The sequence below is a fragment of the Oryzifoliimicrobium ureilyticum genome (assembly GCF_037199735.1).
Classification (GTDB): Bacteria; Pseudomonadota; Alphaproteobacteria; order Rhizobiales; family Rhizobiaceae; genus Rhizobium; species Rhizobium ureilyticus.
Map to the genome: position 1 here is coordinate 113,782 of NZ_JBBBVQ010000002.1, position 21,159 is coordinate 134,940.

General features: G+C 54.9%; 16 protein-coding genes. 10 read left to right on the forward strand and 6 right to left on the reverse strand.

Annotation, left to right across the window (positions count from 1 at the left end; all coding sequences use genetic code 11):
- Positions 1 to 2 precede the first annotated feature (2 nt).
- Complete coding sequence (locus VQ830_RS03715; protein WP_337266730.1) at positions 3 to 1,478, reverse strand: NAD(P)H-hydrate dehydratase; 1,476 nt, start codon at positions 1,476 to 1,478, stop codon at positions 3 to 5.
- A 335-nt stretch (positions 1,479 to 1,813) separates the two neighbouring features.
- Here VQ830_RS03715 and VQ830_RS03720 point away from each other — a divergent pair, with 335 nt between their 5' ends.
- The 3 genes from VQ830_RS03720 to hspQ all read left to right on the forward strand — a co-directional run bounded on the left by VQ830_RS03720 (position 1,814) and on the right by hspQ (position 4,088).
- Positions 1,814 to 2,152 carry a P-II family nitrogen regulator gene (locus tag VQ830_RS03720; protein WP_337266731.1) on the forward strand — a complete coding sequence of 113 codons (339 nt, stop codon included), beginning with the start codon at positions 1,814 to 1,816 and terminating at the stop codon, positions 2,150 to 2,152.
- Between the two features lie 54 nt (positions 2,153 to 2,206).
- The gene (gene glnA / locus VQ830_RS03725; protein ID WP_337266732.1) at positions 2,207 to 3,616 is read left to right on the forward strand and encodes a type I glutamate--ammonia ligase; all 1,410 of its coding nucleotides are present in this window, start codon (positions 2,207 to 2,209) and stop codon (positions 3,614 to 3,616) included.
- Between the two features lie 142 nt (positions 3,617 to 3,758).
- The gene (gene hspQ, locus VQ830_RS03730) at positions 3,759 to 4,088 is read left to right on the forward strand and encodes a heat shock protein HspQ (protein WP_337266733.1); all 330 of its coding nucleotides are present in this window, start codon (positions 3,759 to 3,761) and stop codon (positions 4,086 to 4,088) included.
- A gap of 78 nt (positions 4,089 to 4,166) precedes the next feature.
- Here hspQ and VQ830_RS03735 read toward each other — a convergent pair whose 3' ends face one another.
- Positions 4,167 to 4,817 (reverse strand): invasion associated locus B family protein, encoded by a 651-nt coding sequence (locus VQ830_RS03735; RefSeq protein ID WP_337266734.1) that lies wholly within the window; start codon positions 4,815 to 4,817, stop codon positions 4,167 to 4,169.
- Positions 4,818 to 5,069: 252 nt separating this feature from the next.
- Here VQ830_RS03735 and VQ830_RS03740 point away from each other — a divergent pair, with 252 nt between their 5' ends.
- The 3 genes from VQ830_RS03740 (at position 5,070) to VQ830_RS03750 (ending at position 8,713) form a co-directional block, all read left to right on the forward strand.
- Positions 5,070 to 6,872: an extracellular solute-binding protein gene (locus tag VQ830_RS03740; protein WP_337266735.1), complete on the forward strand. Its 1,803-nt coding sequence runs from the start codon at positions 5,070 to 5,072 to the stop codon at positions 6,870 to 6,872.
- Between the two features lie 122 nt (positions 6,873 to 6,994).
- Positions 6,995 to 7,663: a DsbA family oxidoreductase gene (locus tag VQ830_RS03745; protein ID WP_337266736.1), complete on the forward strand. Its 669-nt coding sequence runs from the start codon at positions 6,995 to 6,997 to the stop codon at positions 7,661 to 7,663.
- Positions 7,664 to 7,774: 111 nt separating this feature from the next.
- The gene (locus VQ830_RS03750; protein ID WP_337266737.1) at positions 7,775 to 8,713 is read left to right on the forward strand and encodes a hypothetical protein; all 939 of its coding nucleotides are present in this window, start codon (positions 7,775 to 7,777) and stop codon (positions 8,711 to 8,713) included.
- A gap of 37 nt (positions 8,714 to 8,750) precedes the next feature.
- Here VQ830_RS03750 and mfd read toward each other — a convergent pair whose 3' ends face one another.
- Together mfd and VQ830_RS03760 are read right to left on the reverse strand one after the other, a co-directional pair.
- A complete protein-coding gene (gene mfd, locus VQ830_RS03755) occupies positions 8,751 to 12,254 on the reverse strand; it encodes a transcription-repair coupling factor (protein WP_337266738.1) in 3,504 nt (1,167 codons plus the stop codon).
- 2 nt (positions 12,255 to 12,256) lie between these two features.
- Positions 12,257 to 12,565, reverse strand: coding sequence for an FAD assembly factor SdhE (locus VQ830_RS03760; RefSeq protein ID WP_337266739.1), 309 nt, complete (start codon positions 12,563 to 12,565; stop codon positions 12,257 to 12,259).
- Positions 12,566 to 12,657: 92 nt separating this feature from the next.
- On the opposite strand from VQ830_RS03760, the gene recG reads away from it, so the two are divergent.
- A complete protein-coding gene (gene recG / locus VQ830_RS03765) occupies positions 12,658 to 14,763 on the forward strand; it encodes an ATP-dependent DNA helicase RecG (RefSeq protein WP_337266740.1) in 2,106 nt (701 codons plus the stop codon).
- A 54-nt stretch (positions 14,764 to 14,817) separates the two neighbouring features.
- Here recG and VQ830_RS03770 read toward each other — a convergent pair whose 3' ends face one another.
- Both VQ830_RS03770 and VQ830_RS03775 read right to left on the reverse strand, forming a co-directional pair.
- The gene (locus VQ830_RS03770; RefSeq protein WP_438617185.1) at positions 14,818 to 16,296 is read right to left on the reverse strand and encodes an esterase-like activity of phytase family protein; all 1,479 of its coding nucleotides are present in this window, start codon (positions 16,294 to 16,296) and stop codon (positions 14,818 to 14,820) included.
- A 179-nt stretch (positions 16,297 to 16,475) separates the two neighbouring features.
- The gene (locus tag VQ830_RS03775; protein WP_337266741.1) at positions 16,476 to 17,714 is read right to left on the reverse strand and encodes an aminotransferase-like domain-containing protein; all 1,239 of its coding nucleotides are present in this window, start codon (positions 17,712 to 17,714) and stop codon (positions 16,476 to 16,478) included.
- Between the two features lie 282 nt (positions 17,715 to 17,996).
- On the opposite strand from VQ830_RS03775, the gene VQ830_RS03780 reads away from it, so the two are divergent.
- The 3 genes from VQ830_RS03780 (at position 17,997) to VQ830_RS03790 (ending at position 21,127) form a co-directional block, all read left to right on the forward strand.
- The gene (locus VQ830_RS03780) at positions 17,997 to 18,140 is read left to right on the forward strand and encodes a DUF1127 domain-containing protein (RefSeq protein WP_337266742.1); all 144 of its coding nucleotides are present in this window, start codon (positions 17,997 to 17,999) and stop codon (positions 18,138 to 18,140) included.
- Between the two features lie 296 nt (positions 18,141 to 18,436).
- Positions 18,437 to 20,341 (forward strand): glycoside hydrolase family 15 protein, encoded by a 1,905-nt coding sequence (locus VQ830_RS03785; RefSeq protein WP_337266743.1) that lies wholly within the window; start codon positions 18,437 to 18,439, stop codon positions 20,339 to 20,341.
- A gap of 111 nt (positions 20,342 to 20,452) precedes the next feature.
- Positions 20,453 to 21,127, forward strand: coding sequence for an HAD family hydrolase (locus tag VQ830_RS03790; RefSeq protein ID WP_337266744.1), 675 nt, complete (start codon positions 20,453 to 20,455; stop codon positions 21,125 to 21,127).
- Positions 21,128 to 21,159 lie beyond the last annotated feature (32 nt).

The following is a 21,159-nucleotide window of genomic DNA, read 5'->3' on the forward strand; positions in this document are numbered from 1 at the left end:
TTTCAAAACGGCAGAATGTGCTGCGAAAGGTCTTCAGCCGTCATACCCTTTCCAGCGCGCTTGCCTGCCTCTCCATGCATGTAGACACCGCAGGCAGCGGCTTCGAAAGTTGGAATGCCTTGTGCCAGGAGGCCGCCGATAATGCCGCCGAGCACATCGCCTGAGCCGGCCGTTGCAAGCCATACCGGCGCATTCGCATTAATAAGCGCCCGTCCATCCGGTGCCGCAATAACCGTATCCGCCCCTTTGTAGATAACTACGCTATGCGCACGAGAAGCCGCATGACGGGCCTTTTCGATTTTTCCAAGGGAGGCATCGCTCGCGATATCGGGAAAGAGGCGTGCGAACTCTCCTTCATGCGGCGTTAATACGAGACGTGTCGGACCCTTGGCGAATAGCGCGAAGAGATCTTCTGGTTTGTCTTTGAACGCTGTGATGCCATCTGCATCGAGAACAAGATGCCGATTGGCCAGCAAAGCAACGAATTGGCGTGCTTTTTCTGGTGAGCCAAAACCCGGGCCTAGAACGAAGGTCTTCAATCTTTCATCGGCGAGCCAGTCCTTCAAATCATCCGCGTCCTGTACCGGCTTCAACATAATCGCTGTCAGATGAGACGCGTTTGTAGCGAACGCATCCTGCGGCGACGCGATCGTAACGAGACCCGCACCAGCCTTCAGCCCCGCTAGGGACGACATCCGCGCTGCGCCAGTCTTGGTCGCGTCGCCTGAAAAGACCACCAAATGGCCGCGCCGGTATTTGTGTGTCTCAAGCTGAGCAGTCGGCAGCAGCTCTTCCCAATGTTGCGGAAGGTTTTCGTCTATCGGCTCGCCTTTTGCGGCTTGCAGAATACGTGCTGGGATCCCGATATCAAAAACCTCGAGTTCTCCGCAAAGTTCTCTTCCCGGCATCAGGAGGTGGCCTGGCTTGCGTGTCATGAACGTGATCGTGCGTTCTGCGCGCAATGCCCCTCCTTTGACTGCTCCCGTTAATCCGTCAACTCCTGAAGGCAAATCGATCGCAAGCACGGGGAGAGCCGTTTGTCCGATCCGGTCAAAAACAGCGATTGCCTCTTCCGGCAGTTCTCGCGAGAGCCCTGCGCCGAATAAACCGTCAATGATCACGGTGCCCGGAATGGCTTTGAACGAGGAAAGCGGCATCAAGGGCCCATCCCAATCGGAGAGGGCTCGTGCGGCATCGCCGTGCAGCCTCTTCGGATCTCCCAAATAAAAGACCCGCGCTTCAGCGCCCGCATCATTGAGGTGGCGAGCAGCGACGTATCCGTCGCCACCGTTGTTTCCCGGCCCGCATAGGATCATGAAGCAGGATGCTGAGGGATAATGCCGCAATGCCGATGCGGCGACTGCAGCACCCGCACGCTCCATCAAGCCATAAGACTCGATGCCGGATTGAGCCGCAGCTTTATCGGCGGCAGTCATTTCAGCAGGCGTGAGGAGCATCAGGTTTGAGGGTATTTGCATGCACGCATTGAACCCAAAATCTAAAGGAATAACAACCGCTCAATAAGATATCGTAATGTACAATTTTTGCGCATTTGCCGAATATTAAGGCAATATAATGCCTATTATTTAGCGATTGTCGCCTCAGGCGTGCCGCATACGAGCTAAGAATGTCTTCTTAGAAGGCTTTCGGATGTTTCAGTCCCCTATGGCATCGCTGTGGAAACAATGCGCAAAACAGCGAATGATTCTGGCGTTTTCTCAAAAAAACATCTTCCAAACTGGCACGATACCTGCATCATGTCGGCGGAGCGGGAACACCCGCAATAACGGCAGAAGCGGAGAGCCATTTTCTCATGAAGAAGATCGAAGCGATCATCAAACCCTTCAAGCTCGACGAAGTGAAGGAAGCGCTTCAGGAAGTTGGGCTACAGGGAATTACTGTCACGGAAGCGAAGGGCTTCGGTCGCCAGAAAGGCCATACGGAACTTTACCGAGGTGCCGAATATGTCGTCGACTTTCTACCTAAGGTAAAAGTTGAAGTGGTTCTGGCCGACGAACACGCTGACGCGGTTATCGATGCCATCAGGAAGGCCGCGCAGACCGGCCGCATTGGCGACGGAAAGATCTTCGTTTCCAACGTCGAAGAGGTTATTCGTATTCGTACCGGCGAAACCGGTGTAGACGCCATATAACCGCCGTTTCGGCGCGCGAACAAAAACTGTCAAAATATTCAAAGGGAGTGATGAATGGCGACGGCAAGTGAGATCCTCAAGCAGATCAAGGACAATGATGTAAAGTTCGTCGATCTGCGTTTCACTGATCCCAAGGGCAAGATGCAGCACGTCACGATGGACATATCGTGCGTAGACGAGGATATGTTCGCTGACGGCGTCATGTTCGACGGCTCTTCGATCGGGGGATGGAAGGCGATCAACGAATCCGACATGGTGCTCATGCCGGATACCGAAACTGTCCACATGGACCCGTTCTTCGCGCAGTCCACGATGGTCATCATGTGCGATATTCTGGATCCCGTCTCGGGCGAAGCCTATAACCGCGATCCGCGCGGCACGGCAAAGAAGGCCGAGGCTTATTTGAAGGCCTCAGGTATCGGCGACACCATCTTCGTGGGACCGGAAGCGGAATTCTTTGTTTTTGATGACGTGAAGTATAAGGCCGATCCATACAATACCGGCTTCAAGCTCGACTCGACAGAACTCCCGTCGAATGACGATACTGACTATGAGACAGGCAATCTCGGCCATCGCCCGCGCGTTAAGGGCGGATACTTCCCGGTTCCGCCGGTAGATTCCTGCCAGGACATGCGCTCCGAAATGCTCACGGTCTTGACCGAGATGGGCGTCGTCGTCGAAAAGCATCACCACGAAGTGGCAGCCGCTCAGCATGAGTTGGGCATCAAGTTCGACACGCTCGTGCGCAATGCAGACAAGATGCAGATTTATAAATATGTCGTGCATCAGGTCGCCAATGCTTATGGTAAGACCGCAACATTCATGCCAAAGCCGATTTTCGGAGACAACGGATCGGGCATGCATGTGCACCAGTCGATCTGGAAGGGTGGCAAGCCGACCTTCGCGGGCGATGAGTATGCTGGTCTGTCGGAAACCTGCCTTTACTACATCGGCGGTATTATCAAGCATGCAAAGGCGATCAACGCCTTTACCAACCCGTCGACGAACTCCTATAAACGATTGGTTCCTGGTTACGAGGCACCCGTTCTGCTCGCTTACTCGGCACGCAACCGCTCTGCATCCTGCCGTATCCCGTTCGGCTCCAATCCCAAGGCAAAGCGTGTTGAAGTCCGCTTCCCTGACCCGGCCGCAAATCCGTATCTGGCGTTTGCAGCAATGCTGATGGCCGGTCTTGATGGTATCAAGAACAAGATCCATCCCGGCAAGGCCATGGACAAGGACCTCTACGACTTGCCGCCGAAGGAACTGAAAAAGATCCCGACGGTCTGCGGTTCACTGCGTGAAGCGTTGGAAAGCCTTGATAAGGACCGCAAGTTCCTTACGGCCGGTGGTGTGTTTGATGACGATCAAATCGACGCCTTCATCGAGCTGAAGATGGCGGAGGTCATGCGGTTCGAAATGACGCCGCATCCGGTCGAATACGACATGTACTATTCGGTTTAACGACCTTCAAAAGCCCCGGTTCGCCGGGGCTTTTTTGTGAATAACTGTGTCGAGCAAATGACAAAGACGTGACGAAATGACCGCAAAATCTTGATTTTTGCTCACGAAGTCACCAAATCTTTGTATGAAAGGAAGTCGCACCATGAAACAGAGAGTAGCGAAGTTCAATATTGGCGAAGTGGTTCGGCACAAGGTATTCCCATTCCGCGGCGTCATATTTGATGTCGATCCGGAATTCGCCAATACCGAGGAATGGTGGAACGCCATTCCCGCGGAAGTACGCCCTAGCAAGGATCAGCCCTTCTATCATTTGCTCGCTGAAAACGATGAAAATGAATACGTCGCTTACGTATCCGAGCAAAACCTGATGAAGGATGAAAGTGGCGTGCCGCTGCGTAACGAGCAGGTTTACCAGATCTTCGACCAGGCCCCGACAGGCAAGCTCAAGCCCAAGATGAGTCTTGCCAACTGATCGGCCTTCTGAAACTGGACATGTTCACATAGAAAAACCCGGCAATGCCGGGTTTTTTGTTGCAAGTCAGAGGCAGAATTACTGCGACTTCGCAGCCTTCTGAGCATCTTCGAGCTTCTTGCGGGCTTCTTCGGCCTTCTTCTGCATGCTGTCCTGCAGGCTACGCTGGCTTTCAGCAAGCTTTGACTCGGATACTGGTTCGCCATCATTGGCAGCGCTGAAGCCATCGAGAGAAAGCTTGATTGGGTTCGGCGCACGGCGGAAGTTGATCGACGTGAAGGTAACGTCTGTCCCCTTCTTCAAAGTCGCGACCATTGCGTCCGTCAACGGCATTTCGGCTGTGCACTTGTCAGGAAGGCATACAGCATAATCAAGCTTCTGCGGCTTGCCGCCGTCGATCTGCATCATGATACCGGGAGGAATCAAGCGAGCCGTGGGAACGGAAACCTGAAGAAGCTTACGGTTTACCTTGCCTGTAACGCTGATCAGGCCGACAGCCGTCACAAGCTGGCCACCATTGGCAAGAACCAAGTTCTGCACGACACAGATATCGTTGTCTTCCTGCTTACTGCAAGTCTTGTACCAGCCAAGGCGTGGAGCGCCAGCACCCTGCGGCTGCGCATCCGGGGCGGCATTCTGTGCGAAGGAAGCGGCGGGCGCGGATGCTCCGAATACCACTGCCATAACGGACAGTGCTGCCCGCGTTTTCATTCCAGACTTGAACATCATAACGAATTCCGTCTCCTGATATCCGTTCGGGACAACGATGTGTCATCCTCTCCAACCGGGTCGTTCGACCACCCCACTCTTAAAAGATTGAGGCAAATGCATGGCCCCGACCACTCTGTTTTTCCTGTTACATCGCGATGACGCCAATATCCAGCTTTTCTTAAACCTTTTGACATCTAAGGGACGAAATCCCATGCAAGGCATCGGCCGATGAGGCCATATTGGTCTGGTATACGAATCGAAAGGTTTCGAATGATCCGGGTTGTCGTTCCGCTCGTTCTAGCTCTATTTGCCGGCACTGCCGCGGCAGAGCCTCTGTACGGGATTGCGATGCACGGCCGCCCTGCCCTGCCTGCTGACTACAAAAACTTTCCTTACGTCAATCCAAACGTGAAAAAGGGAGGTCGTATCACCTATGGGGTCGTCGGTACCTTTGACAATCTTAACCCATTCATCTTGAAGAGCATGCGTACGACGGCGCGCGGCATGTGGGATCCTGAATACGGGAATCTCGTTTATGAGACGCTCCTGCGGCGTTCTTCCGATGAACCGTTCACACTCTATGGTCTGTTGGCCGAAAGCGTCGACATGGACGACGACCGGCACTTCATTCAGTTCAATCTCAATCCAAAGGCAAAGTGGGCTGACGGTGTCCCTGTGACTGCCGATGACATCATGTTCAGCTTTGAGCTCCTGCGCGATAAAGGACGCGTGCCGTTTTCAACGAGGCTCAAACTTGTTTCCAAGATGGAGAAAGTCGGAGATCGTAGCGTCCGTTTTTCCTTTAACGAGCAAGCAGACCGGGAAACGCCGCTCTTGTTCGGGTCTTTCCCAATTCTGCCAAAGCATGCTGTCGACGGTGAGAATTTTGATAGAACAACCTTGAAGGCCCCGCTTGGCTCAGGCCCCTATCGCGTTAAGGAAGTGAGACCCGGAGAAAGCATTACCTTCGAGCGCGATCCAAATTATTGGGGTAAGGATCTTCCTTCGAAGGTGGGGTTCGACAATTACGATCAGATCAAGGTCCAGTACTTCCTTCAGGACACTTCGCTTTTCGAGGCCTTCAAGAAAGGCGATATCGATATCTATCCCGATGGCAGTCCAGTTCACTGGGCGACGGCCTACAACTTTCCTGCCGTAGCCTCCGGCACCATCATCAAAGACACGTTTCAGCCCAAGCTGCCGAGCGGTATGCTTGGCTTTGTCTTCAACACGAGAAGACCGGTTTTCAGTAATCTGAAGCTTCGTGAGGCGCTGTCGCTCGCCTTCGACTTCGAATGGGCCAATAAGACGCTGTTTTCAGGATCCTACGTTCGAACTCAAAGCTTTTGGCAGAATTCCGACCTTTCAAGTCTCGGCGTACCAGCAGATGCCCGCGAGCTCGCCTTGCTGGGGCCGATCATAGACCGCATTGAGCCCGATATCCTCAACGGCACCTACCGTCTTCCTGTCAGCGACGGCTCCGGTCGCGACCGCAAGCTCCTTCGCACTGCGCTCGATCTCTTCCATGAAGCGGGATATACGATCAGCAACGGTGTCATGGTCGACAAAAAGGGCACGCCACTGTCTTTCGAGATCATGACCCAGACGGTGGATCAGGAAAAATTGGCAGTGATCTATCAGCGAACACTGCGACTGCTGGGGGTGACGGTTTCCATTCGAACCGTTGACGATTCGCAGTATCAAAGCCGCACCAACAGTTTTGACTACGACGTGATCTTGAAGTCCTATCCGGCTTCTCTGTCACCGGGTAGTGAACAGGTTTCCTACTGGGCTTCTGCCTCACGCGACGTTCAAGGGCGATCAAACTTTGCCGGTACATCGGATCCTGATATCGATACGCTCATCAATCACATCTTGATGGCACGGTCCTCAGAAGACTTCACGGCCGCCGTGCGCTCTTACGACCGCCTGCTTCTTTCCGGCCATTACGTCGTACCGCTCTATCACGTTCCCCAGCAATGGGTCGCGCGCAACAAGCGGATCGGCAGGCCGGATGTATTGCCGCTTTATGGCTATCAGCTACAGGCATGGTGGGACGCCAGCGTTCAGTAGCCAGCAGGGACCTTCGTTATCGTGCGGTCCTGAACGACGTCCCGTCAGCGCAATCGAAGGCTTTAATCGAAGTCTGAAAGCCTATAGATGGAAGCGACACGCAAAAGCCGAACGGACCTGCCATGCAAAGAATCACGATCGACATCGTCTCCGACATCGTATGCCCCTGGTGTTATCTTGGTAAGGCACGGCTTGAGCTCGCTATTGCTGAAGTTCAAGACGATATTAGCGTCGATTTAAACTGGCGGCCCTACCGCCTCAATCCCGACTATCCGAAGGAAGGCGTAGACCAAAAGAAGGCTCTTAACGAAAAGCTGGGAGCCGAACGCGTTGTGCAGGCGCATGAAATGCTGACGCAGCTGGGCCGTGAGGTTGGCATCCATTTCGACTTCGAAGCGATCAAAATTGGCCCCAACACGCTCGATGCGCATCGGCTTGTTTATTGGGCGATGATGGAGGGCCGCGAAGCGCAAGATCGCATCGTCACAGGACTTTTCAAGGCCAACTTTGAAGAGGGACGAAATATCGGCGACGACGACGTTCTCCTCGATATCGCCGAGAAATGTGGTCTCGAGCGCGCCATCATCCAACGCCTGCTTCAGTCAGACGCCGATGCCGATCTCGTTATAGCCGAGATCGATGCCGTGCAGCAAATGGGCGTCAGCGGCGTGCCCTTCATGATCTTTGATCAGCAATACGCCATCAGCGGCGCCCAGACCCCGGATGTCCTTGTCGGCGCACTTCGCGATATAGCCAAGGCGAAGGCAGAGGCTCTCTCCAGTCTGAACTGACTTAGGTCATCGGTCCTCGTCCATCTGGTCGTTGAGCACGCTAATCCAGGGGAAAGCGATCACGGCCAACAACAGGCAGCGCATTGCTAACAAAGTCGCAGCAGGTAAAGGATGGTGTTGAACAACGAAGATGTTCTTTGGCGGCCTGGGAGAGGGCCGGATTTGGCAGCGCTTGCCCGTATGTGCTCTGCATTTCCTCGACCAGAAGAGCCTATGGGCGAGGCCTGGTTTATGGGAGAGACACGTCATATGTTCACAAACCTGATGAACGATATCGATGTGCTATCGGTGAAAGATGTTGAGAAGCCGCTGGAGGAAATTGCAAGCGGCACCGCTTCTTTCGGACAGAGCGCAGAATGGCGCGACTGGTTCCTGTACCTACTTCCTCGCCTGGTGCCGCGCGCGAACGAACAATATGTCTCTTCTCTAAACGAACTGCTTGTTACGGCCCTCATGTCGCAGTATCCCTCTGGCACCATTGCTCCTGCGTATCCGACATTCCAAGAAGATGTCCTGATCACGCTCGGCAGGACGATCATGGACCAGAGCTGTTGGCAAGACGGACGCGTGGTGCTCGGAAGATTGCTTCACAGACACAACAGGTGGCAAAACGGCCGCTGGGGCTGGGATAGAACAAGCGGCGACTTTTCCGCCGGCATGTTCTTTTATCTGAAATATCTGCCGACTGATTACATCCAAGCGTGGATCGAGTCGGTCTTGGAGATCGATTGTCCCTACTGGCGCGCCCAGGTAGTCGTATGGTTTGTTGGAGCGTTTGACGTGCTCATGGGCGAATTCCATCAGCCTTCAGACTTCCCGGACAGTTCCGACGTCCAATGGAATTGGTCCTTTTGCCTCAGAGGCGCGGACACATCCTCTGGCCTAACCCGATACTTTCCAGAAGAGAATTGCTTGACGGTCCTTCAATCGCTGGCTGCAAAGATCGATCCCGAAAATTTCCAGCAGTGGATCGCCGGATTTGCTATCGAGTCTGATCTAAAAGCCGAGCTTAAGGACTTACCGGACTGCTTTCGCGAACTCTATCTGTGATGTAAAGCGCGCCGGCAGCTCGGCTGCCGGCGTCGTTCTATTTGGCCATTTCAGCGAGTTGGGTCATCACCAAGGCGGCAGCCTGCAACCGCTTTTGCGGCGTGGGAAGATCCCGTGTCAGGAAGACGCTGTGATCTGGCCTGATCTTCGCCATCGAACCTTGTTTGGCGATGTAGCTCACCAAGTTCGCGGGATTTGGGAATTCCTTATTCCGGAAGACGACCACAATACCCTTAGGACCCGCTTCGACCTTTTCCACGTTCGCGGTGCGGCACAGCGCTTTGATGTAGACGATTTTCAACAGATGCTGGACTTCGATTGGCATTGGGCCAAACCGGTCGATCATCTCAGCGCCAAAGCCGTCGATTTCCTGGAGATCCGAAAGCTCACCGAGCCGGCGATAAAGCGCCATACGCAAATGAAGATCCGGAACGTAATCTTCCGGAATCATGACAGGCGTTCCAACAGAAATCTGCGGAGACCAGCCCGTATCGACGATTTCATCAATACCCTTCACTTCTGCGACGGCTTCTTCAAGCATCTGCTGGTAGAGCTCAAAACCGACTTCCTTGATATGCCCCGACTGTTCTTCGCCCAGCAGATTGCCGGCGCCTCTGATATCGAGGTCGTGGCTTGCGAGCTGGAAGCCCGCCCCAAGAGTGTCGAGCGACTGAAGGACCTTCAGACGGCGTTCGGCAGTTGCTGTCAGTACCTTGTTTACCGGAAGCGTAAACAGCGCAAAGGCACGCACTTTGGAACGACCGACACGGCCACGCAGCTGATACAGCTGGGCAAGCCCGAACATATCGGCCCGATGGACAATCAGTGTATTGGCGGTCGGGACGTCGAGGCCAGATTCGACGATCGTCGTTGACAGCAGAACGTCGTAGCGCCCCTCGTAAAAGGCATTCATGATGTCTTCCAGCTCGCTGGGAGGCATCTGCCCATGTGCTACGGCAAATTTCAGCTCAGGAACGTCCGAGCGCAAAAAGGCTTCGACATCGGCAAGATCTGCAACCCGCGGACACACGTAGAAGCTCTGGCCGCCGCGGTAGTATTCGCGCATCAATGTCTCGCGAATGACGAGTGAATCGAACGGCGAGATGAACGTACGGACGGCCAGACGGTCGACTGGCGGCGTGGTGATCAGCGAGAGCTCCCGGACACCCGTCATGGCGAGCTGAAGCGTACGCGGGATAGGCGTTGCCGACAGCGTCAGAACATGCACATCGCTTTTCAGTTCCTTCAGCCGTTCCTTATGCTTGACGCCGAAATGCTGCTCTTCGTCGATGATCAGAAGACCGAGATTAGCAAACTGGATGTTGGCGCCCAGCAGAGCATGGGTGCCAACCACGATGTCGACTTTACCCTCGGCGACTTCTTTCTTGGTAAGCGCCAGCTCCTTTGATCCGACGAGCCGCGAGGCTTGCGCCACGCGGATGGGTAATCCGCGAAAACGATCAACGAAAGTTTTGAAATGCTGGCGCGCCAGCAAGGTTGTCGGCACGACGACTGCAACCTGGACACTGTTCATAACAGCAAAGAAGGCAGCGCGGAGCGCTACTTCCGTTTTTCCGAAGCCGACATCGCCGCACACCAGACGATCCATAGGACGGCCGGCTGCCAAGTCATCGCGAACGGCATCGATGGCGTTTTCCTGATCTTCCGTTTCGTCGTAAGGAAAGCGCGCCGCAAACTCGTCGTAAAGCCCTTCGGATGCGGCAAGAACCGGGGCGCGTCGCGTCATGCGCTCCGCAGCAATCCGGATAAGCGCATCGGCCATATCCAGGAGCCGTTTCTTCAGCTTGGCCTTACGCATCTGCCAGGCGCCGCCGCCAAGTTTGTCGAGCGGCACGTCCGTTGATTCGCCGCCATAGCGGGACAGAAGATCGATGTTTTCTACTGGCAGAAACAGCTTCGCCTCGTCGGCATATTGCAGCTCAAGGCACGCATGCGGAGCGCCTGCAGCCTCGATCGTCTTCAACCCGATGAAACGCCCAATCCCGTGTTCGGCGTGCACGACGATGGAACCCTCGTCCAAGCCCGCAACTTCCGAAATGAAATCAGCGGCGCGCTTCCGACGCTTCGAGCGGCGCACCATACGGTCGCCCAGGATATCCTGTTCGCCAATGACGACGAGATCGCCGGTCTCAAAACCCGACTCCAGATTGAGTACAGCTGCGCCCGCCTCGCCACGTGCGAGCTTTTCGATATCGGAAAAGCGCTTGAGCGTCTTGATGCCACCAAGACCATGCTCGCCAAGCACCTGCAGCAGACGCTCGAGGGAGCCTTCAGTCCAGGCGGACAACAGCACCTTTGAACCGGAAGAACGCCGATCGGCCACGTGCTTCACCACCGCATCAAAGACATTCACCCTTTCGGCGTCGTCATTTTGTTCGGTCTGCACACGCGCCCAGCGTTCTCCCGGTCGCGCCTCAACATTGACGACCCGTCGCGCTTCGCCTTCATGCTCGTTGAATGGCGAGATACGGACGGCGTCGCGTGCCTCTAGCATATCCGCAAAGCTCTTGCGATCCAGGTAAAGCTGGCCGGGCGTCACGGGCTTATAGGGCGTGCCCTGTGCCATCTGGGTCTTCGTGTTTTGACCGGCATTCAAGCGCGCTTCGTAATAATCAAAAACCAGCTTTGATCGCTCTCCCGCCGCCTCGCGCGCCGTGTGATCGGTGACGATGCGAAAGCCCGCAAGATAGTCGAAGACAGTGTCGAGCTGCTCGTAAAAAAGCGGCAGCCAATGTTCCATGCCGGGATAGCGGCGGCCTTCCGACACAGCGAGATAAAGCGCATCGTCGCGTGTGGCGGCGCCGAACGCAGAAAGATAGTTCCTACGAAAGCGGCTGATCGTATCCGGCGTCAGCGTTACCTCGCTCATCGGGTTCAGATCCAGCGATCGCAACTGTCCTGTCGTGCGTTGGCTGGCAGGGTCGAAGCTACGAATAGTTTCCAGCGTATCGCCAAAGAAATCGAGCCGAACCGGCTCCTCGGTGCCGGGCAGGAACACATCGAGAATACCGCCGCGAACAGCGTATTCACCAACTTCTCTCACGGTTGAAACGCGCTCGAAGGCATTCCGCTCGAGGCGAGCGGCAACATCGTCCATGCGAACCGTGGAACCTGGCTTCGCCGAAAAGCTCAGGCTGTCGATGATGTCTTTCGGCGCAACCTTCTGCAACATCGCGTTAACGGTTACAAGGACGATGGCTCTATGCGGCTTACGCGCGTGGGCTATTAATCCGGTCAGCGCAGAAAGTCTCCGAGCGGAGACATCTGCGCTGGGCGAAACGCGATCATAGGGAAGGCAATCCCAGGCCGGAAGCGTCAGAACAGGAATTTCGGGGGCGGCGAACGAAAGCATCTGCTCGAAATCAGCCATATGATATCCATCGGACATGACATAGGCCAAGGGTCCACCAGCCCTCGCCAGCTCGGCGAGAATGAAAGGCTCCATACCCGACGGGACATTTCCAATCGTCAGCGGCTCACGCAGAGCTGTGAGCTTACCGGCGTCAAAACCTTTGATCATTCTTATTTCCCGGATGGAGACACTGGTCCCTGATCGGCAGGGCGATAGTCGCAGAGACGCTCGAACATAGGGACGCGAAGACGCTCTGGTACAGGCCATGTGCCCATGACCCAGCGAAGCAGATCGTTATCTTCTTCAGACATGATAAGCTCAAGCTGGTCCAGTTCGGCGTCCGTTAAAGTCGCCAGCTCCCGCTCGGCGAATTGACCGAAAACCAGATCCATCTCTCGAAGACCGCGATGCCAGCAGCGGAAAAGAATCCGTCGGCGGCGCGCATCCAAGCCGGCGCTGGAGAGTGACACACCTGTCATTGCTTTACCTTCTTGTTGAAGCGCCTCTATAGCTCTTGGAAAGCATGTTGTCAGCCTTGCCAAGTTGCTATTCTTCGTCGCATTTTGCCACGATGCGACCCACCATCCTTGATACCCTGTTTTCACCTGTCTCTGCGCTACCAGGCGTCGGGCCGAAAATCGCCGAACTCTTGGTCAAGCTCCTGGGGCGCGAAACTCCCGACGAAACGCGGGTTGTCGATCTGCTGTTCCATGCCCCCTCCTCTCTTGTCGACCGCCGTCACCAACCTGGCATTGCCAGCGCACCTCAGGGCGCCATCGTCACGTTGACAGGACGTGTGGATCGACATCAGCCCTCCCCCAAGGGAAAGACGAACATTCCCTACCGTGTCTTCCTCCATGACGAGACCGGCGAACTTGCCTTGGTCTTTTTCCGTGGCCAAGCGGCATGGTTGGATAAACAACTGCCTGTCGACGAAGAGGTTATGGTTAGCGGCAAGATCGAATGGTTCAATGGCCGCGCGTCGATGGTTCATCCTGATTATATCGTGAAGGTCAGCGACGCCGGAAATCTTCCGCTTGTGGAGCCTGTTTATCCGCTGACAGCTGGGCTTTCTCCCAAAACTCTACGCAAAATAATAGAAGCTGCGCTACCGCGAATTCCCGAGTTCCCGGAATGGGCTGATAAAGAGCTGGTGGCACGCCAGGGTTTTCCATCCGCCGCAGAAGGATTTCGCCAGCTCCACGAGCCCCGAGATCCTGCCGATGTCGACTCGCAAGCACCGGCACGGCGAAGACTTGCCTACGACGAATTTCTGGCCGGTCAGCTTTCCCTCTCGCTTGTGCGTCAACGGCTGCGCAAGGTCGCCGGTACACCTGTAAAGGCCACAGGGATCATTTCACGCGCTATCCTCAATCAATTGCCTTTCTCCCCGACCGCCAGTCAAACGGCTGCCGTCGCTGACATATTAAAGGACATGGCAGGGCAAGATCGCATGCTTCGCCTTCTGCAAGGAGACGTCGGCTCAGGCAAGACGCTGGTTGCATTGCTTTCCATGGCAGCGGTCATTGAGAGCGGCGGGCAGGCCGTTCTGATGGCGCCGACTGAAATTCTTGCACGCCAACATCATGCAACCATCTCAAAGTATGCCGGCAGCCTCGGTATCGGGATCGATGTTCTGACTGGACGAACGAAAGGCCGTGAGCGAGATGACGTGCTGGAACGTATCGCCCTTGGAGAAGCGCAAATTATCATCGGCACGCATGCGCTTTTTCAGGAAAGCGTGAGCTATAAGAATCTGATGCTGGCCGTGGTCGACGAACAGCATCGGTTCGGCGTGCATCAACGCCTTCGGCTGACAGCGAAGGGAATTTCACCACATATGCTGGTCATGACGGCAACTCCTATCCCGCGCACCCTGGTCCTTGCGGCCTTCGGCGATATGGATGTTTCGAAGCTGACGGAAAAGCCGGCTGGCCGAAAGCCGATACAAACAATCACGATCCCCACGGAGCGGATCGGTGAGATCGTCCAGCGCTTGAAGAGTGCACTCGCCGAGGGCCGAAAAGCATACTGGATATGCCCGCTGGTGGAGGAATCCGAGGAATTGGACATCACCTCGGCGGAAGAGCGTTATGCTACACTAACGTCGGCACTAGGACCTGGAATAGGCCTCATCCATGGCAGAATGAGCGGGGCTGAAAAAGATGCCGTGATGATGGCGTTTAAGAACGGCGAAATCAGGCTGCTTGTTGCGACGACTGTGGTCGAGGTCGGTGTGGATGTTCCGGACGCCACGATCATGGTCATCGAGCATGCGGAGCGTTTTGGCCTTGCCCAGCTCCACCAATTGCGCGGGCGCGTTGGCCGCGGCGATGAAGCTTCCACATGTATTCTGCTTTACAAAGGCCCACTCGGCGAAACGGGGCACGCCCGCCTTTCGATCATGCGGGAAACGGAAGATGGCTTTCGCATTGCCGAAGAGGATCTTAAACTCAGAGGCGAAGGCGAAGTTCTGGGAACACGGCAGTCGGGAACGCCGGGGTTCCGGATCGCGAGCATTGAGGCGCATGCCGATCTCCTCGAAATCGCTCGTCGTGACGCAGCCTATTTGATCGACAGAGATCCTGAATTGACGAGCGAGCGCGGCAATGCTGTTCGCACGCTTCTTTATCTCTTCCGTAGAGATGAGGCGATCCGCTTCCTTCATGCAGGTTAAAAAATAAGCGCGGTGAACGCCGCGCTTCATCGTCAATAATGACTTGGCGTAGAGCTACTTTTTCATTCCCGGCATTGTAACACGAAAGACCTGAAACATCGTATCGACGTCAACGCCACCATCTGCCTTATAGGCAGCTCCGACCTGGTAACCGTTCTGAGTCAAAAAGTCGTTGTCGTTGCCGACAAACAGGAAATAGTCGTCTGGCGCTGCTGGATCGAGTGCACTCGCAATGCCCATCGATTCCCACTTTTCAGAAAGATCATTGCGATCATGCGGTTCGCCATTGTGCAACCCAAACCGGCCAAGGTCGGCATTGTCGTTGAGGTCGATGAAAGGCGTCACCGTAGCCGTCTTGACGGTGGGATCAACGACGCCTTTGGGAGCAACCGGTTTCTGACCATCGAAATCGCTGCCCGCAATATCCGTTGCTTTGGAGAGGTCGACGAGGTCGATCTTGCGATAAAGCGAGGTTGCACCTTTAACGCCGTATCCCGCGTTGCTGTCGCGCGCCAGCATTAAAAAGCTCTGGTCGGAAAGGGCAAGGATCTCGCTTTGCGCAGCCACCTTGGTCTTGCCTTCAGTATCTTTAAAGACAGGCAATGGCACGACATATTCATGCACGAGCTTTAGATGAGCGGGGTCGGCCGCGTCATAAACAAGCGCCCTCGTATTGTGGCGCGTCGAGGCTGAATCGCCACCATCCTGGCGGGTAGCCGATTGAAGAAGCGCGATCAGGTACTTTCCATCAGGCGTCATCGACAGGCCCTCGAGCCCTTGGTTGTTCTGACGCCCTGTTTCCGGATCCTTAGGGTCAGGGGCTGCCCCGCCCGGTCCTGGATTGTTCGATGAAAAATTCAGCTGTCCCTTTCGCATGGGCAGCAATGCCTTTGGCGGCTGGGTTGCCGAAAGAAGTTTACCTTCGCCTGAAAAGCGATAGATATATGGCCCATACTCGTCGCTGATAAACATCGTGCCATCAGGCATCAGGACGATACCCTCTGCGTCAATCGATATCTTGCCGTTCGCCGCGAGAGGCAAAGGCGGCATTTCACCGCTTTCCTGTCGAACGCCGTCAGGGTCAAGCCCAGTCATGTTCTGGCCCTCGTCATCCGTTAGAAGAACGAGGCCGGACAGGCTGGCACTGACGCCATTCTGCTCCTGCCCATCGGTTGGCTTTTCTTTCGGCGCGACCGGCATCAGATGCACATCGAGCTTATTGACGCGCGCCTTATAGTCGGTGGTGCCTTCCACGTTATAGCCGCGATCAGGAAGAAGATAGATAATGCCCTTGTAGCCTTGTCCATCCCTTACCCAGCTCTTCTGGTCGATGGCGAGGGCTGACCCCGATCCGAACGTTTCGCCCAAAGCGTCCCTCTGGTTCGCAGGTATGCGCCCGACCGCCACCAAGCCTTGATTGACGTAGGTCTTTCCTCCGGCATCAACCGAGCCTGCGGTAACCACGCCAGGCACAACACCAAACATGAAAGCTGCACCGAGGCAGCGCGCCGAAGCAATCCCCAAACGTCTCATTCAACCATCCTAACAATCAGCAAGAGCTAAACAGCTGCAATCATGCGCCTTATTATGAAGGTTGGACGACAGACAGATGACACTCCGATTAAGGAAGCGACAGACCCACTGGTGCCGTTATAGACATTTTGGTCGTTACGTTTGATGCTGTGCTCGCTGTGTTGACTTGGGGCGTCGGTTTATGCGCACTCGCGTCGCTGAACGGACATCTCAGAGACGATGAGAGAAGCAAGGCGTCCGATTCCTTCATCAATGACTTGTTCGGTTGCGCAGGAGAAGCTGATCCGGAACGTGTTTTCGCCCGATCCATCCGCGAAAAATGCCTTGCCGGGAACGAAGGCGACCTTCACAGTTTCGAGAGACTTCGCAAGCAATTCAGCCGTATCCATTCCAGTTGGAAGCGTCACCCAGAAAAACATCCCGCCTTCTGGTTTTGCCCAGTGGACACCCGGCGGCATGTGGGCTTCCAAAGCCTGCTGCATGGCATCTCTCCGCTGGCGGTAGACTGACTTTATCTTCGCGACCTGATCCTCAAACACGCGCTCCGCAACATGAAAAACCGCCATCTGGTTGATGGTCGATGAATGCAGATCTGCCGCCTGTTTCATCAGGACCAGCTTTCGGATGACCGTCTCATTCGCAACGATGTAGCCGACGCGCAGGCCAGGTGCCAATGTTTTCGAAAAGCTGCCGCAGTAAATCGTTCTCGTCTCTTCAATGCTGCCATTTCTCGCGATGTCCAGCGCGAGGATTGGCGGGATCGGCTCACCATCATAGCGAAGCGACTGATAGGCGGCATCCTCGATGACGGCGATATCGAGTTCGGCAGCAAGATCGAGAACACTTTCGCGTTGTGCTTGAGTGAGCGTCTCGCCTGTGGGATTGGCAAAATCGGAAGAGAGGTAGACAAATCGCGGCTTGCAACCGGCCTGTCTTGGTCCGGCGCGATAGCTTTCCGGAGTTCGATTGCCACTAAGCGTCAGCTGCTCGTAATGAGGCTCATAAGGGTTGAACGCCTGAAGCGCACCGAGATATGTCGGAAAAGTCACCAGCGCCGTATCACCAGGAGACAGAAAAAGCTTGCCGAGATAGTCCAGCCCCTGCTGCGAACCCGATACAATGAAGACGTTTTCAGCCCTGCAAGCAATTCCGATCTTCGCCATCTCACCAGCCAGCCACTCCCGTAACGGCTTGTAACCCTCGCTCACGGAGTACTGAAGCGCTGTTGCGCTTTGTGAACCACTGAAGATCTCGCCGTAGGCCGCCTTGAAAGCATCGTCTGGAAATAGAGCTGGATCGGGTATTCCGCCGGCAAAAGAGACAATATCAGGTCGGTCTAGAAGTTTCAGCAACTCGCGGATTTCCGAGGCGCGCATACGTGATGAGCGTCCTGCAAACATGTTTTCCCAATTCAACATGGTGTTTCCTCGCAATTTTATATCTTTTAGACAGAAGAACACGCAATAAAATTTAAGTCAACAGTGCTGACCTATTTTTTGCTTTTTGCGGCTGAGTGCGAACTGGATGGGGTCGATAAAGCCGGCTAATCCTACTGCACAGAAAAGAAGCTTTGCCTATAAAATATTCCATCTTCTGCTTAAATGCATATCAGATGCATATTCTTTGCACTGCACTATTCAAGCGCCGTCACCTATATAGAGATCACACAAAGCGATTAAGTTTTAAGGAGTTAACAAGATATGAACCCTATTCGCGCCGCAAAGAACTGGATCAACTACCGCCGCACGCTGGCTGAACTCGGCGGCCTTTCCAACCAGGCACTCGCAGACATCGGTTTGACCCGCTATGAAATCCGCAACGTAGCTGCACGTTCGTTCCGCTGAGTACGCATTCCTTCCGAATGAATTCTCGTTCACGGCGCCCTTTGGGCGCCGTTCGTTTTTTAGGCCTACTCTTCTGAATGCGACTTGCAACGGTTTGCGCCCGTTATTTTCATTACCCGGACAAGCTGACGGCATTTAAGAACTATATGGCGTTTTGGAAGCACATCGTTGGCGTGACGTGCTGATTGTCGACGCCATCAAACATGGTTGATCGCGCAGACAATATTGTCAGCTGACTTGAACCGCTTTCCTCCGCGCGCGTTTTCTCTCTCGCCCTGAAAAGAAGGAAGAGCCCGTTGAAACGCAACGACGATATTGCCCCTATTTCAGAAAACTATACCGCAACGACGCCAAAGAAAACAGCAAAAGCAACTCAAGAGCCCCCAGCGATTGCCCACTCGGATGTTGAGATCCCGCGTCAGATTTCCGAACATGGTGTTATCGGTAACCTCTCAACGGCGGCTCTCGTCGCACGAGACGGTACGATCGATTTCATGTGCTGGCCCGACTTCGATAGTCCTTCTATTTTTGCCGCGCTACTCGATCCCCAAAAAGGCGGCGCTTTCGAACTTGCGCCAGTGATCGACAATGTTCGAGTGGTGCAGATGTATGTCCCAGACAGCAATGTTCTTTTAACGCGCTTTCTCGGCGATGAATGCAGCGCGGAGATCATCGACTTCATGCCAACGCCATCAGCCGATGGCCACACGCGAAAGCATGTGATCAGAAGGCTGAAAGCAACGCGCGGACGGGTGCAATGCAAAATGCGGTGCACCCCGCACTTCGATTATGCGCGAGACTTAGGCAGGACGCGTTTGGAAAAGGGTAAGGCGGTATTTCTGGATGGCACGGCAGAGCCGCTTCGGCTCGTGACGGAAACGCCATTACGCAAAATCGAAGGCGGAGTGGCGGCAGATTTTGAGCTGGCCGCAGGAGATCATCTCGATTTTGTCTTTGAAAATGACGAAGGCCCGCTGCTGACAGATCAGCAGATCACGGAGCTGCTTGTCGAAACGAACAGCTTCTGGCAAAGCTGGGCGAACAAATCCTCTTACAAAGGCCGCTGGCGGAGTGCCGTGACCCGTTCGGCGTTAGCGTTGAAACTCATGACGTCGCACCGCTACGGATCGATTGTTGCGGCCGTCACGTTCGGTCTGCCCGAGTCGGTGGGCGGTATTCGCAATTGGGATTATCGGGCGACCTGGATCAGGGATGCATCCTTCACGGTTTATGCCCTCATGCGGCTGGACTATCAGGAGGAGGCCATCGCCTTCAACCGATGGGTTGGCGAAAGAGCGCGGGCCAGCGAAGACGGCAGCCTCAAGATCATGTACAAGATCGACGGTTCCGACGAGCATCGGGAATCCTCCCTCGACCACCTCGCCGGCTATGGCGGCGCTCGTCCGATTCGTATTGGAAACGACGCTGCTGGGCAGCTTCAGCTCGATATTTACGGCGAACTTCTCGACTCTATTTACATCAGCAACAAATACGGCGAAGCGATTTCGCACGCTGGCTGGCTTGGTGTCATGCGCGTGGTCGACTACGTCTGCAAGCATTGGCAAGACCCTGATGCGGGGCTATGGGAAGTTCGCAGCGAGGCTCGGCAGCACCTCCATTCGCGATTGATGTGCTGGGTAGCCGTCGACCGCGCGATAAGGCTTGCCGAAAAGCGATCTCTGGCTGCTCCTTTTGAACAGTGGTTCAAAGCGCGCAACGACATCAGCGACAGCATCTGGAACGATTTCTGGAATCCCGATCTCGGCCGATTCGTAAAGGCGAAAGGCGATACAGGCATTGACGGCGCGATGCTGATGATGCCCCTCGTGCGCTTTGTCAGCGCGACCGATCCAGCCTGGCTTGCAACCCTGGATGCGATAGGAGAGGCGCTTGCTGACGATTGCCTGGTCATGCGTTATCTCGATGAAGACGGTTTGAGCGGAAAAGAAGGTTCATTTGCAGCATGTTCCTTCTGGTATGTCGAATGCCTCGCCCGCGCCGGACGACTTCAAGACGCGCGGATCAACTTCGAGAAGCTCTTGCTTTACGCCAACCATCTGCAGCTTTATCCCGAAGAACTGGATACAAGGGGTGAGTTCTTGGGAAACTTCCCGCAAGCCTTCACGCATCTTGCTTTAATCAGCGCAGCTTTTTATCTGGATCGCGCCTTAGATCGCAAACACACTGAATGGCGGGCTTGAGCAACGGGTGTTCTTTCACTATCGCTGATCACCGGAAAACGCGCACCATATGCGGTGTTGTCATTTTTGAGATGACACATGACCGCATTCAAGAAGAACGAGGATTAGAGATTGGCTTCAGAGACATACCCAGGTCTTGAAAAGACGTATGCGGCATTCTTGTTTGATATGGATGGAACGATCCTGAACTCACTCGTCGCGGCGGAGCGTGTGTGGGGCAAGTGGGCCGAGCGCCATGGCCTCGATGTGCAGGCCTTTCTTCCAACGATGCATGGCAAGCGCGGCATTGACACGATCTCTGCCTTGAATTTGCCGGGCGTCGATGCGCGAGCTGAAGCAGAGCAAATTTCCCGCGATGAGATTGACGATGTCGAAGGCGTTGTTCAAATCGAGGGTTCGATTGAATTTCTTTCCAGTCTGCCGCCTGAACGTTGGGCGATCGTTACCTCTTCCCCTCTTCTACTGGCAAAGCGCCGTCTGGAGGCAGCGGGGCTGCCAATTCCACGCTTTTTCGTCACAGCAGAGGACGTCGAGGTAGGCAAGCCCAACCCTCAATGCTTCATCCTCGGTGCAGAGCGGCTCGGCGTCAGCCCGTCGGAATGCCTCGTGTTTGAAGATACCGAAGCGGGCATCAAGGCTGGTGAGGCAGCAGGAGCCGATGTTATGGTCGTAACAGCGACACAACATCACGCTTTCGAAACCAGCCATCCCACGCTGCAGAGCTACCGGGGTCTCAAGCCCTCCATTACCGAAGACGGCCGCCTGACGATCGTCACGTCTCGATAAAAATGTGAGGGCCGTCTTGTTGTAATGGCTGG